Genomic DNA, 13,043 nt, shown 5'->3' on the forward strand with positions numbered 1-13,043 from the left:
CTGTTCCTCCTCACTCAGCATCCGAACGTGGTCTTACCGCGAGGCCCGGGGCAGCGCGCCGCCCAGGTATGTCTCGATCACCTCGCAGAAGGGTTGGCCGGCGCCTGTCGAGAGCACCGCATCGACCTCGAAGAGCGGGTCGTTGGGACCCGGATCCGCCTGCTGGACCGGCGCGCGCACGTCGATGGTGCTGCGCACCGGGGCCAGCGGGCGCACGACCCGGCCGAACGGGGTGCGGGTGCCGTCCAGGGTCGCGTTCATCTCCGGCGTGAGGCGGGCCGGCACATACCAGTTGTCGGCCTCCGACAGGACCCGGTCCCCGCAGGCGAGGCGGACCCGGCGATAGCGCACCGGTTCGTCCGGTCCGATCGCCAGGCGCGCGCGCTGCGCCGGGGTCAGAGGCTTGTCGACGATGGGTATGCGCTCCGCGACGAGACGGGGCTCCCCGGCCAACTTGTAGTCGGCGCACCAACCTTCGAGCGCGAGCGTCGCGCTGTGCGCGGCCAGTATGCGGCTCCGCAGCGCCGCGATCATCGCCTGCGGATTGTCCTGGAGGACGCGCAGATCGGCCGGCTCCGCCGGCGCCGATGAATCGAGCGCCCAGCTCGGAGGCGCGATCACCGGCACCAGTCCCAGTCCAAGCACGGCCAGGCAGCGCGGCCATCGCCCGTCGGCCGATCCGGCGGGGTGAGACACGTCGCACGACGGCGTCGCCCATCTCCAAACCAGCAATAGCGAAGTGAAAATGCCATCGCAGCAAGACTTTCCGGTGCGCCAGAGCATCTCGGGGGTCGTTCTCCCAGATGAAACACCAGATTGTCGCCGCATGCCGAAGCGTCGAGGCCCGGCAGAACRCCATGACCAGGGCGAATCCTGCCGACCCGGTCGCGTCAGGCAGGATCTATATAAGAATCGTCGCTCCGTCGAGCCGCGCCGTTCGCGGGAGCCTTCGACGGAAGCCCGTCAGCGCCGCGCCACCGGGGGCAGATCGGTGCAGAGGCCGAGGCCGGCCTCGGCGGCCAGCCCGATGGTCTCGCCCAAGGTCGGGTGGGGATGGATCGTGCGGCCGATATCGGTGGCATCGGCCCCCATCTCGATCGCGAGCGCGACCTCTCCGATCATGTCGCCCGCGCTCGGCCCGACGATGGCGCCGCCGACGATGCGCTTCGTCCTAGCGTCAAACAGCAGCTTGGTCAGGCCGTAATCGGCGCCGTTGGCGATGGCCCGGCCCGATGCCGCCCAGGGAAATCGCGCCACCTCGACGGCCTGGCCCGCCGCCTTGGCGGCCGTCTCGGTGATGCCGACCCAGGCGATCTCCGGATCGGTATAGGCGACCGACGGGATCACCGCGGCGTCGAAGCCGGCCTTGTGGCCGGCGGCCACCTCGGCGGCGACATGACCCTGGTGCACCGCCTTGTGGGCCAGCATCGGTTGTCCGACGATGTCGCCGATGGCGAAGATGTGCGGAACGTTCGTGCGCATCTGCCCATCCACCGGCACGAAGCCCCGCTCCACCGAGACGCCGGCGGCATCGAGGCCGAGGACGTTACCGTTCGGGCGTCGACCCGCCGCCTGGAGCACGAGGTCGTAGATCTGCGGCTCCGCCTCGGCCGCCACGGTGACGGCGATGCCGTCCGGGGTGGCTCGGGCGGCCACGACCTCGGTGCCGGTCAGGACGCGGTCGAAGCGGTGCCCGTTACGCTTCGTCCAGACCGCCACAAGATCCCGGTCGACGCCCTCCAGCAGGTTCGGCAGCCGTTCGATCACGTCGACCCGGGCGCCCAGCGCGCTGTAGACCGTCGCCATCTCCAGGCCGATGATGCCGCCGCCGATCACCAGCATCCGGCGCGGGACGAATGGCAGTTCCAGCGCCCCCGTCGAGTTCACGATGCGCGGGTGCTCCGGCAGCATCGGCAGCGCCACCGGCGACGATCCCGCGGCCACGATGGCGCTCGCGAAGGCGATGGTGCGCGTGCCGCCATCGTGGAGCGCCACCGAGGCCGTTTCGGGTCCGTCAAAGCGCGCGGTGCCGCGCAGAACCTCGACCTTGCGCTGGCGCGCCATCTGGGCGAGCCCGTCGGTCAGGCGGCGGATGGTTCCGGCCTTGAACGACCGCAGCCGCTCCAGATCGACGGTCGGAGGGCCGAAGGTGATCCCGTGCGCGGCGAGCCGTACAGCCTCCTCGGTTACGGCCGCTACGTGGAGCAGCGCCTTCGACGGGATGCAGCCGACGTTGAGGCAGACCCCGCCCAGAGTCGCGTCGCGCTCCACCAGCGTGACCCGTTGCCCGAGATCGGCCGCCCGAAAGGCCGCAGAATAGCCGCCGGGACCGCCGCCTATCACGAGCACGTCGCAGGCCGCGTCGGCGTCGGTGCTCCGTGGCGTCGGTGTCGGCGCCGGTGCGGCTTCCGCCCGCGCACCCGGCGACTCGACGGCCAGCCGCGCGACGAGGGTGCCGGCCGAGACGGTGTCGCCGAGGCCGACCAGCATCTCGACGAGGCGCCCGGCCGCCGGGGACGGGATATCCAGGGTCGCCTTGTCGGATTCGACCACCAGCAGGGTCTGGTCCTTGGCGACCGGCTGGCCGGGGGCGACCGGGATCTCGATGACGGGGACGTCGGCGTAATCCCCGAGGTCCGGGACGCGGATGTCGAGGGTGTCTGTCATGGCGCGGACCGTTAAAGGAGGGCGCGGCGCAGGTCCGAGAGGACCGACGCCACGTGACCGAGGAAGCGGGCGGCGGCGACACCGTCCACCACGCGGTGGTCCCACGACAGACTCAGGGGCAGGATGAGACGCRGCTGGAATGCCGTGCCGTCCCAGACCGGCTCCATGCGCGAGCGCGTCGCGCCGAGGATGGCGACCTCCGGCGCGTTGATGATCGGCGTGAAACCGTCGCCGCCGATGCCGCCCAGTGACGACACCGAGAAGCAGCCGCCCTGCATGTCGGAGCCCGGGAGGGTCCCGGCCCGCGCCTTCTCGGCCAGGGCGGCCATTTCGGTGGCGATCTCGATGAGGCCCTTGCGGTCGCAATCGCGCACCACCGGGACCATCAGGCCCTTCGGCGTGTCCACGGCGAAGCCGACATGGACATAGTCCTTGAGGACGAGATCGCCCCCCGCGAGGGAGGCGTTGAACCGCGGATAGGCGCGCAGCGCCGAGGCCGCGGCCTTGATCAGGAACGCCACCATCGTGACCCTCGCGGGCGGTGTGCGCGTCTCCTTGTTGAGCCCGACGCGAAACGATTCGATCTCGGTGACGTCGGCCCGGTCGAAGTTGGTGACGTGGGGGATCGTCAGCCAGTTGCGACTGAGGTTGGCCCCCGACAGGCTCTGGATGCGCGAGAGCGGCTCGCGCCGGACCGGGCCGTATTTCGCGAAATCCACCTCCGGCCAGGGCGGCAGGCCAGCGCCGATCCCGGAGGCGGCGACGGGCGCCGGGGCCGGCGCGCCCAGGGCCGCCTTGACGAAGGCGTGCACGTCCTCGCGCAGGATCCGCCCCTTCGGTCCGGTGGCGGCGATACGCTCCAGCCCAACGCCGAGTTCGCGGGCGAGCTGGCGGACAGACGGGCTGGCATGCACCTCGCCCCGTGCTGCCTGGATCGGATCGGAGTTTGTCGAGTTCGGCAGGGTGGGGCGAACTCCCTCTACCGTGCGGGAGAGGGTTGGGGTGAGGGATGTGCCCTCTCCGGAAGACCCTGATCCCTCACCCTGTCCCTCTCCCGCACGGGAGAGGGGAACCGCGCTCCGCTCGGAGGTCGACGAGGCCGCGGCTGCGGGTGCTGCGTCCGGCGTCGGTGCAGTTCCGCCGCCCTCCGCCGGCTCTACCGTGAGGATCGGCGTCCCTTCGGACACCTTCGTGCCGACCGAGACCAGCAGCTCGCGCACGATCCCCGCGACCGGGGAGGGGACCTCCATGGTGGCCTTGTCGGATTCGATGCTGAGGATCAGGTCGTCCACCGCGAGGCGGTCGCCCGGCTTCACCAGAAGCTCGATGACCGGCACGTCCCGGTAGTCGCCGATATCCGGCAGGGCGATCTGCAGCGCGGCGCTCATGCGGGCGGATTTCCGTAGGTCGGGCGTTCGGAGGGTGGGATGGAAAAGCGCCGATCGGCACGCGCCGAGCCTCAGACGGTCCAGGGCGCCGGCGCGTCCGCCGCGATGCCGTATCGGCGGATCGCCTCGGCCACGGTGGCGCGCGGCACCGATCCGGTCTCGGCCAGGGCGTGCAGGGCGGCGATGACCACGTGCTGCCGGTCGACCTCGAAGAATCGGCGGAGCGCGTTGCGGGTGTCGCTGCGCCCGAACCCGTCGGTGCCGAGGGCGACGAAGCGGGCGCCGACATAGGAGGCGATCAGTTGCGGATAGGCCCTGACGTAGTCGCTCGCCGCCACGATCGGGGCCGCGCCCGGCAGCAGCGCCGCCACGTGGCTCACCGGCGCCTCGGCCTCCGGGTTGAGCATCGCCTGCCGCTCGGCCTCGCGGGCGTCGCGGGCCAGCTCGCTGAAGCTCGTCACGCTGAACACCTCGGCCGCGACGCCCCAGTCCTGCCTCAGCAACTTCGCCGCCGCGATCACCTCCGGCAGGATCGCGCCGGACCCGAGGAGCCGCACGGCTCCCGCTCCGCCCTCCGGCCCGGACAGGCGATACATGCCCTTCAGGATGCCGGCTTCCGCCCCCTGCGGCATGGAAGGCTGCGCGTAGTTCTCGTTCATCGCGGTGAGGTAGTAGAAGGCGTCCTGGTCCTCCTCCATCATCGCCCGGGCGCCCCGGTCGACGATCACCGCCATCTCGTACGCGAAGGCCGGATCGTAGGCCCGGCAGTTCGGGATCGCGGCCGCCTGCATGTGGCTCGACCCGTCCTGGTGCTGCAGGCCCTCGCCCCCGAGGGTCGTGCGACCCGCAGTGGCGCCGATCAGGAAGCCTCGGGCGCGCTGGTCCGCCGCCGCCCAGATCAGGTCGCCGACCCGCTGGAAGCCGAACATCGAGTAGTAGATGTAGAACGGCAGCATCGACAGGCCGTGGACGCTGTAGGACGTGGCCGCCGCCGTCCAGGACGAGATCGCCCCGGCCTCGGTGATGCCCTCTTCCAAGAGCTGCCCGTCCCGCGCCTCGCGGTAGTAGAGCATCGAACCGGCATCCTCCGGCTCGTAGAGCTGCCCCTGCGGCGCATAGATCCCAACCTGCCGGAACAGGTTGGCCATGCCGAAGGTCCGGGCCTCGTCAGCGACGATCGGGACGATGCGCGGTCCCAGATCCTTGTGCTTCAGGAGATTGCCGAACAGGCGCACCACCGCGGTGGTGGTCGACATCTCCTTGCCGCCCGCCTCCAAAGCGAACCCAGCATAGGTCGAGAGCGCCGGCACCGTGACGGTCGGCGCGGTGCGGCGGCGGGCCGGAAGCACGCCGCCGAGCATCTCGCGGCGTTCGCGCAGGTAGCGCATCTCGGCCCCGTCCTCGGCCGGCTTGTAGAAGGCCAAGCCCTCGACCTGGGCATCCGACAGCGGCAGGGCGAACCGGTCGCGGAAGGCGCGGAGCGCGTCCACGTCGAGCTTCTTGGCCTGGTGGGCGGTCATGCGCGACTCGCCCGCGCCGCCCATGCCGTAGCCCTTTTTGGTCTTGGCCAGGATCACGGTCGGGCGGCCCTTGGTGGCCTTGGCGGCCGCGAAGGCGGCGTAGAGCTTGCGGAAATCGTGGCCGCCGCGCTTGAGGCGATCCACGTCGGCGTCCGACATGTGGGCGACGAGCTCGCGCACCTCCGGATCCTCGCCGAAGAAGTGCGCAAGGTTGTAGGCACCGTCCTTGGCGCCCAGCGTCTGGTACTTGCCGTCGACGGTGTCGGCGAAGCGGCGCAGCAGGGCATGGTTGGTGTCGCGGGCGAAGATCCCGTCCCACTCCGAGCCCCACAGCACCTTGATGACGTTCCAGCCCGCGCCCCGGAACAGGCTCTCCAGCTCCTGGATGATCTGGCCGTTGCCGCGCACCGGCCCGTCCAGCCGCTGCAGGTTGCAGTTGATGACGAAGGTGAGGTTATCGAGGGTCTCGCGGGCCGCGAGGGCGAGGCCGCCGATCGATTCCGGCTCGTCCATCTCGCCGTCGCCGAACACGCCCCAGACGTGCCGGCCGCCGGTGTCGGCGAGGCCGCGATCGGCGAGGTAGCGCATGAAGCGCGCCTGATAGACCGCGTGGATCGGACCGATGCCCATGGATCCGGTCGGGACCTGCCAGAAATCCGGCATCAGCCAGGGGTGCGGATAGGAGCAGAGGCCGTCGCCGGCGATCTCCTGGCGATAGTGTTTCAGCTGCTCCTCGGAGAGGCGCCCTTCCAGGAAGGCCCGGGCATAGACGCCGGGCGCCGAGTGCGGCTGGAAATAGACGAGGTCGCCGTCCGCGCCGCCCTTGAAGAAATGGTTGAACCCGACCTCGAACAGTTCCGCCGCCGAGGCGTAGCTCGCCACGTGGCCGCCGAGTTCGCCGTAGGCCATGTTGGCGCGCACCACCATGGCCAGCGCGTTCCAGCGCATGATCGAGGTCAGGCGTTCCTCGATGTCGAGATCGCCCGGGTAGCGCGGCTGCTTCTCCAGCGCGATCGTGTTCCGATAGGGCGAGTAGGGCAGGGCCTCGTCGAGGATGCCGATCTCCTTCGAGCGGCGCTCAAGACGGTCGAGGATGAAGCGCGCCCGGGCAGCGCCCTCGGTGCGGAACAGGGATTCCAGCGCCGCGAGCCAGTCCTGGGTTTCCGCCGGATCATGGTCGACCTCAGCGGACCGCGCGATGGTGGCTTTCGGCGGTATGGCATTCATCGGCGCGGCCTCCCTGTTTGATCCGGATGATACGGCTATCAGAGCGGCGGGACATGCCGGACATTTGCTCTGTGACGCGATTTGTCGGATTGATCATCCGCATAATGGGTTGTAGGAGGCAAATCATGCCGCTCGACGCCCTCCGAGGCCTCTCCTGATGCCGCGATCGGCGCCGGACGCGGCCAGCGCAGACCCGGAGGTCGGCCAATGCCCGTGCGCCAAACCCAGCTCGATGCCGCTAGCCTGCGCATCCTCGAATGCCTGCAACAGGACAGCGAGATCAGCATCGCGGAGCTCGCGGAGCGGGTGGGTCTGTCCACCTCACCGTGCTGGCGTCGCGTCAACGACCTGAAGGAGGCCGGCATCATCCGGGGCTGCGTCGCGGTGGTCGATCCCCTCAGCGTGGGGCTCGCAGTGAACGTGTTCGTCCACGTTTCGCTGGAGAAGCAGACACAGGTCGCGCTTCGCGCTTTCGACGAGGCCGTGCGCAGCCGCCCGGAGGTGATGGAGTGCTATCTGATGAGCGGCGAGGCCGACTACATGCTGCGCGTCGTGGTGGAAGATCTCGGCCAGTACCAGAAGCTCGTCCTCGACCACCTCACGCGCATCCCCGGGGTGGCCAACATCCGCTCAAGCTTCGCGCTGGGGCAGGTGAAGTACACGACCGCGCTACCCCTCGCGCACCTCAGTCGCTAAGGGATCCACGCGCTTACCGGATTCGGTTCGCATGGATCGGGCAAGTTTGAGGGTTCGCGTCTTCGAACTCAAGCGCGGAAGGCCTGCATAGCCGCATCGCGCCGAGATAAAAATGGTGGAGCCTAACGGGATCGAACCGATGACCTCTTCCATGCCATGGAAGCGCTCTCCCAGCTGAGCTAAGGCCCCACTATGTCCACCGCGGTTTGGGTCCCGCGGGGGTCTCGCCGGTCCGACTTGCGTCCGGCGAGGCCGGTTCTATAGGCGGCTCGCGCCGCGGACTCAACCCCTTTTTTTCGCGATGTTCGGGGTTTCGTCGGGGGAGGCGGCCGGAGCCGCCTCAACTCTCTTCGTCGTTCTCGATGTCGCCGTCGATCAGGTCCGAGACATCGTCGTCGCCGGCATCTTCCTCCTCGAGGAAGGTATCGTCCTCGGTGGAATCTCCGTCCTCGACCGACTCGTCCTCGGGCGTCGGGTCCGCCTCGTCCTCAGYGGCTTCCACCTCGTCGAGGGAGACCATCTCCGGACCCTTCTCGTCCGTCTCGTCCTCGTCATCGGTGTTCACCGGCGCCCGCGACAGCGCCGGTGGCGCTGCGCGACTGGAGGTGGCCACCGCCTGATAGACCGCCCCGCATTTCGGGCAGACGGCGGGGTCGCGGGCAAGGTCGTAGAACTTCGCGCCGCAGCTCATGCACTGGCGCTTCAAGCCAAGTTCCGGTCGGGCCACGGGCGGACACCTCGTCGTCAGTACTGTCTCGGGGGAGCGGCCCCGTTAGTCGGGGTGGCCGCCCCTGTCAATCGAGCCGGTGCGAGGCGCTGCGCGGCGGTGTGGTCCGCGGGCGTCCGTGAGATCGAACGGATGACGCCGATCGGTGCCCGTGTTAACCGCGCGGCGATTTCACCGTCCGATTGCAACGCCGCGGCATAGCCGCCCGGCGCGCCGGATCCAGGCCAACCCGCAAGAGCCCGAACGGACGCCCCGTGTCGCACGATTCGAGTCCCGAGCCCCTCACCGCCGTGCCCGGCACGTCCCTGCGGGGGCGCCTGCGCCCGCCGGGCGACAAGTCGATCTCGCACCGGGCGATGATCCTCGGCCTCCTCAGCCAGGGGGAAACCCGGGTCGAGGGCCTACTCGAGGGCGACGACGTCCTGCGCACCGCCGCCGCCGCGAAGGCGCTCGGTGCCGGGGTCGAGCGCCTCGGCGCCGGGCGCTGGCGGGTCCAAGGCGTCGGCATCGGTGGTCTCAGCGACCCGGCCGCGGTTTTGGATTTCGGCAATGCCGGCACCGGCTCCCGTCTGATGATGGGGGTGGTCGGCGGCCAGCCGGTGACCGCGACCTTCGACGGCGACGCCTCCCTGCGCTCGCGGCCGATGCGCCGCATCCTAGACCCGCTCACCCGAATGGGCACGCAGGTCCTCGCTGAGGCACCGGGTGGACGGGTTCCCCTGACCCTGCGGGGCCTCAAGGAGGCGATCCCGATCACCTACGAAACGCCGGCGGCCTCGGCGCAGATCAAGTCCGCGGTGCTGCTTGCCGGTCTCAACGCCCCCGGCACCACCACGGTGATCGAGACGGCGGCGACCCGCGACCACACCGAGCGAATGTTGCGCCTGTTCGGCGCCGCGGTCAGCGTCGAGCCGCATGGACCCGGCGGGCACGGCCGCAGGATCGCGCTCACCGGCCAGCCGACGCTGCGCGGCACCGACGTAGTGGTTCCGGCCGATCCGTCCTCGGCGGCCTTCCCGCTGGTGGCCGCGCTGATCGTCCCCGGCTCCGACGTGGTGATCGAAGGCGTCATGATGAACCCGCTGCGCACCGGGCTGATCACGACGCTGCTGGAAATGGGCGCGCAGATCGAGCGCTTGGCCGAACGGGAGGAGGGCGGCGAGACCGTCGCGGACCTGCGTGTCCGCGCGAGCCGCCTCACGGGCGTCGACGTCCCGGCCGAGCGGGCGCCGTCGATGATCGACGAGTATCCCGTCCTGGCGGTGGCGGCGAGCTTCGCGGAGGGCCGGACCCGGATGAACGGTCTGCACGAACTGCGGGTCAAGGAATCGGACCGCCTCGCGGCCGTGGCGTCGGGGCTCGCCGCCAACGGTGTCCGCCACACGGTCGAGGGCGACGACTTGGTCGTCGAGGGTGATGGCACAGCGGCGCCGGGGGGTGGGACTGTCGCGACCCATCTCGATCACCGCATCGCCATGGCGTTCCTGGTGATGGGGCTCGCCACCCGGAACCCGGTCACGGTGGATGACGGTGCGATGATCGCCACGAGCTTCCCGAGTTTCCTTCCGACCATGCAGGCCCTCGGCGGCCGGATCGGGGCGTGATCCGCATGCCGCTCCTCATCGCGATCGACGGCCCGGCCGCATCCGGCAAGGGCACGCTGGCCAAGCGGTTGGCCGAACATTACGGCCTGCCCCATCTGGACACCGGCCTGCTCTACCGGGCCGTCGCCCTGACCCTGATCGATGCGGGGGTGTCGCTGGAGGATTGCGCGGCTGCGGCGCGGGCCGCCCAGGCCCTCGACGCCGGCAGGCTCGACGATCCACGCCTGCGCGAGCGGGCGATGGGCGAGGCGGCCTCGCGCGTCTCGGCGGTCCCGGACGTCCGCGCCGGCCTGCTCGCATGGCAGCGCCGGTTCGCCGCCGATCCGCAGGGTGCCGTCCTCGACGGGCGCGACATCGGCACCGTGGTCTGTCCCGATGCCCCGGTGAAGCTGTTCATCACCGCGTCCTCGGAGGAGCGCGCCCGTCGCCGGCACCGGGAGCTGGCCGGCCGCGGCGAGGCGGCGACCTTCGCGGCGATCCTGGCCGACATCGAGGCCCGCGATGCCCGGGACGCCTCCCGGAGTGCCGCTCCCCTGCGCATGGCCGACGATGCGGTCCGGCTCGACACGACGGAACTCGACGCCGATGCCGCCTTCAACGAGGCCCGCGGCATCGTGGAGCGGAGCCGTGGCGACACCGCCTGAGGGTTGTCCCCGCCGTCATGTTGACCCCCCGAGCCCGCTCACCTATTGCGGACCCGCCGTCTCGGACGCGCCGCAGCGAGCGGCCCGGGACGCGAGCGCGTAGCTCAGCTGGTAGAGCAACGGACTTTTAATCTGTAGGTCCTGGGTTCGAGTCCCAGCGCGCTCACCAATTTACCAGCAAAATCAGGACTTTAGAGCGTATAACAAATCCGGTTTTGCCCCGCGGGAAGCCCGGGTTGCGCCGGAGCGGCACGCTCACGGTTCGGAGCTTGTTGTCGCCTCCACTCGCACAGCCCATTGAAGCCCGCGCGGTTGAGAGCGTCGCCAATCGGGGCGAGCGAGATCGCATCTAAGCGCGCAGGCTAGCCGACGCTCAACTGGTCGGTAGGCATGCGTTCGGCCGCTGTGGGATGTTCTCCGCAGCGCATTGTGAGGCCGACCGAATCGAAAATCCGTCGCAGGCCTGAGCACGCATGTCTGCCGTGCCGATGCAGCCGTGGCCGTTTTCGCAAGCCGCGATTAAGCCGTCCGGCCCGACCAGCGGCGCGATACGTGCGCCGGACTTGGGCCATCAGGATCCCCATGAGAAAGTTGCTCGCGTTCGCCGTGGCCATAGTCGTGTGTGCGGGATCCACACTTGCTCTGGCCGAGCAGCCGGCGCGTGATTGTAGCCAAGACCCCGAGACGACAGGCGCGTTATCCGGCGACCCCCGCAGCCTGTATTTGCCCGGCCAGCGACCCGGGAAGGCCGACCCAGACCCGCCCGAGGCGAGCTGGCAAGACGAAGCCCGGGAGAATTCCGAGCAGCGCCGGCGCTATCTGCTCGAATGCGGGGTGGACTGACGCTGCAGAAGGGCTGCCTCGGCCTCACGGCAGGTCGCTTTAGCGCCAGCCTGGGACAGTTCCGGCCCGACGTGGGTGACGGTCGCCTAACCGGCCCCAGGCACCATGGTTATGGGCCACGTTGCGTATCGGCCCACCGCTGGTGAGATCGGACGCTCCCCCGCCCCGTGAACGGATCGGGGCGTGGCCGAGCGGCCGGTGCTCGGCAAGGGGGCGCCTATGACGGATGAGCCAGACCGGAACGGCCAGACACTATCGGATGAGGAACTCGACCGATTGGCGCGTGAGCTGTTTGCCGAGGTGCGGGGTGAGTTCACGGAAGCCAAAGTGGACCGAGCCCTCAAGACCGCCGGTGAGGTCGCGGGGGAGGTGATCCCTGGTGTGCCCGATTGGCTGCTGGACGTTAGCGACGCCGACGCGGGGGACAGCAGCGCTGATTGACAGCCCTGCATCCCCGTCTTGTTCGAGAAGGGTCCCGGGCGCTGGGCGGATATGCACGTCAGGACCGCAACTGGACGGGACTATCGGGCATTAGGGGAGCATAGCCATTCGGCACTCTCAAGGTTTCCCATGCTGCTGATCTCGTCACTCGTGGCGGGCACGTTCGTGCTCGCCACATCGTTCTCACTCATCGCCGTCCTCACGGATTAGGCCGTGGCGAGGGGTCGGTTCACGAGCCGATCCCTCGCGCCGTCAGCAGGGTATGAAGGGCGTCGGCAAGCCCTTCGAGCGCGAACGGCTTGCGCAGGAATCGCGCTCCCATGGGCATCTGCTGCTCGCCCGGCCACTCCACTCCCGACACGATCAGGATAGCGAGTTCGGGCCAGCGCGCCGCGACGGCTTTGGCCAGCGTGAAGCCACTCAGGGGCTCGCCAGCGAGATCCACGTCCGCAACCATGGCCACAAGCTCGGAACGGGACGCCAGATGGGCCTGAGCGGTCTCGACGGTCAGAGCCTCGACGACCTCGTACCCCGCATCCCTCAACGCCGCAGCCGCTTCCATCAGCTGCACGGGATCGTCCTCGACAATCAGCACGGCACGCCGCGGCGCGAAGGCGTCAGCCATTGAGCCACTCCACGAGAACGATGCCCTACAACGCCGCTCGGATTGATACCGTCTCAACCAGAAGCGTGACCGGGCGACATCCATTTGGAGTGAGTGGTGCGCAAGATGCGGACTTCCGCAACGGGGTCCGGACCGGAGCCTAACTCCTAAACCCGGACCTCTTCCGCTTGCAGTCCGCCTGCTCGCAGGTGGTCTGGGATGTCGGAGTGATCGTAGTAGCCGGCTTCGTGCGCCATGGCGTCCAGGGCGGCAATCGGGTCGGCGGCCGAACCTGTCCAGAGGATTGCGCCTGTTGCACCCTGGCGGACCTGAAATACCTTCATCGAACCCTCCCATGCCTGGCAGTGCATCAAGCATAGCGCTGCCCTTGGCGTTCCGGCGCTACCTCAATCGGTGAACATGCCGCATGGCCGGGTCGGCTGCCTCTTCAAGAGGGCGCAAGCGCACGCTAGGTGTTCAGTCCCGAGGTGAGATGGGTTGGGTCGTATCTGAACCGGCCTGGGTCGTCTGCCCAGGCTCGGCAGGTCGCTTCGTATGGCGTGAGGCCGCGTAGGGTCTTGAGCCGCCGGGCGAAGTTGTAGGCATCCAGGAAAGCGGCGAGGTGTTCCCGCAGTTGGTCGTGGCTGTCGTAGTGGTAGCGCTTGACGGTCGCGTCCTTGAG

General features: G+C 69.2%; 12 protein-coding genes, 2 tRNA genes and 1 pseudogene. 6 read left to right on the plus strand and 9 right to left on the minus strand.

What is annotated here, in order from left to right; genetic code table 11:
- Positions 1-33: 33 nt before the first annotated feature.
- The 4 genes from ACXJKQ_RS17480 to mdeB form a co-directional block, all read right to left on the minus strand.
- The gene (locus ACXJKQ_RS17480; protein WP_457107002.1) at positions 34-783 is read right to left on the minus strand and encodes a hypothetical protein; all 750 of its coding nucleotides are present in this window, start codon (positions 781-783) and stop codon (positions 34-36) included.
- 180 nt (positions 784-963) lie between these two features.
- Positions 964-2,667 (minus strand): dihydrolipoyl dehydrogenase, encoded by a 1,704-nt coding sequence (lpdA, locus tag ACXJKQ_RS17485; protein WP_457107003.1) that lies wholly within the window; start codon positions 2,665-2,667, stop codon positions 964-966.
- Positions 2,668-2,678: 11 nt separating this feature from the next.
- Entirely contained in the window at positions 2,679-4,055 is a 1,377-nt protein-coding gene (locus ACXJKQ_RS17490; RefSeq protein WP_457107004.1) for a 2-oxo acid dehydrogenase subunit E2, read from the minus strand.
- A gap of 71 nt (positions 4,056-4,126) precedes the next feature.
- Positions 4,127-6,802, minus strand: coding sequence for an alpha-ketoglutarate dehydrogenase (mdeB, locus tag ACXJKQ_RS17495; RefSeq protein WP_457107005.1), 2,676 nt, complete (start codon positions 6,800-6,802; stop codon positions 4,127-4,129).
- A 207-nt stretch (positions 6,803-7,009) separates the two neighbouring features.
- Here mdeB and ACXJKQ_RS17500 point away from each other — a divergent pair, with 207 nt between their 5' ends.
- Positions 7,010-7,498: an Lrp/AsnC family transcriptional regulator gene (locus tag ACXJKQ_RS17500; RefSeq protein ID WP_457107006.1), complete on the plus strand. Its 489-nt coding sequence runs from the start codon at positions 7,010-7,012 to the stop codon at positions 7,496-7,498.
- Between the two features lie 113 nt (positions 7,499-7,611).
- On the opposite strand, the gene ACXJKQ_RS17505 is transcribed toward ACXJKQ_RS17500, so the two are convergent.
- Positions 7,612-7,687, minus strand: a tRNA-Ala gene (locus ACXJKQ_RS17505).
- A 151-nt stretch (positions 7,688-7,838) separates the two neighbouring features.
- The gene (locus ACXJKQ_RS17510) at positions 7,839-8,225 is read right to left on the minus strand and encodes a TIGR02300 family protein (RefSeq protein ID WP_457107007.1); all 387 of its coding nucleotides are present in this window, start codon (positions 8,223-8,225) and stop codon (positions 7,839-7,841) included.
- A 254-nt stretch (positions 8,226-8,479) separates the two neighbouring features.
- Between ACXJKQ_RS17510 and aroA the strand changes: the two genes are divergently transcribed.
- The 5 genes from aroA to ACXJKQ_RS17535 all read left to right on the plus strand — a co-directional run bounded on the left by aroA (position 8,480) and on the right by ACXJKQ_RS17535 (position 11,757).
- Entirely contained in the window at positions 8,480-9,829 is a 1,350-nt protein-coding gene (gene aroA / locus ACXJKQ_RS17515; protein WP_457107008.1) for a 3-phosphoshikimate 1-carboxyvinyltransferase, read from the plus strand.
- 5 nt (positions 9,830-9,834) lie between these two features.
- Positions 9,835-10,473, plus strand: a complete 639-nt coding sequence (gene cmk / locus ACXJKQ_RS17520) for a (d)CMP kinase (RefSeq protein ID WP_457107009.1) — start codon at positions 9,835-9,837, stop codon at positions 10,471-10,473.
- 93 nt (positions 10,474-10,566) lie between these two features.
- Positions 10,567-10,642, plus strand: a tRNA-Lys gene (locus ACXJKQ_RS17525).
- A gap of 413 nt (positions 10,643-11,055) precedes the next feature.
- Positions 11,056-11,316, plus strand: a complete 261-nt coding sequence (locus ACXJKQ_RS17530; RefSeq protein ID WP_457107010.1) for a hypothetical protein — start codon at positions 11,056-11,058, stop codon at positions 11,314-11,316.
- A gap of 183 nt (positions 11,317-11,499) precedes the next feature.
- Positions 11,500-11,757, plus strand: coding sequence for a hypothetical protein (locus ACXJKQ_RS17535; RefSeq protein WP_457107011.1), 258 nt, complete (start codon positions 11,500-11,502; stop codon positions 11,755-11,757).
- 229 nt (positions 11,758-11,986) lie between these two features.
- Here ACXJKQ_RS17535 and ACXJKQ_RS17540 read toward each other — a convergent pair whose 3' ends face one another.
- The 3 genes and pseudogenes from ACXJKQ_RS17540 to ACXJKQ_RS17550 all read right to left on the minus strand — a co-directional run.
- Positions 11,987-12,382 (minus strand): response regulator, encoded by a 396-nt coding sequence (locus ACXJKQ_RS17540; RefSeq protein ID WP_457107012.1) that lies wholly within the window; start codon positions 12,380-12,382, stop codon positions 11,987-11,989.
- A gap of 146 nt (positions 12,383-12,528) precedes the next feature.
- The gene (locus ACXJKQ_RS17545; RefSeq protein ID WP_457107013.1) at positions 12,529-12,705 is read right to left on the minus strand and encodes a hypothetical protein; all 177 of its coding nucleotides are present in this window, start codon (positions 12,703-12,705) and stop codon (positions 12,529-12,531) included.
- 125 nt (positions 12,706-12,830) lie between these two features.
- Positions 12,831-13,043: pseudogene (locus ACXJKQ_RS17550) on the minus strand (IS481 family transposase); the annotation flags it as partial.

The sequence above is a fragment of the Methylobacterium sp. P5_C11 genome (assembly GCF_054049775.1).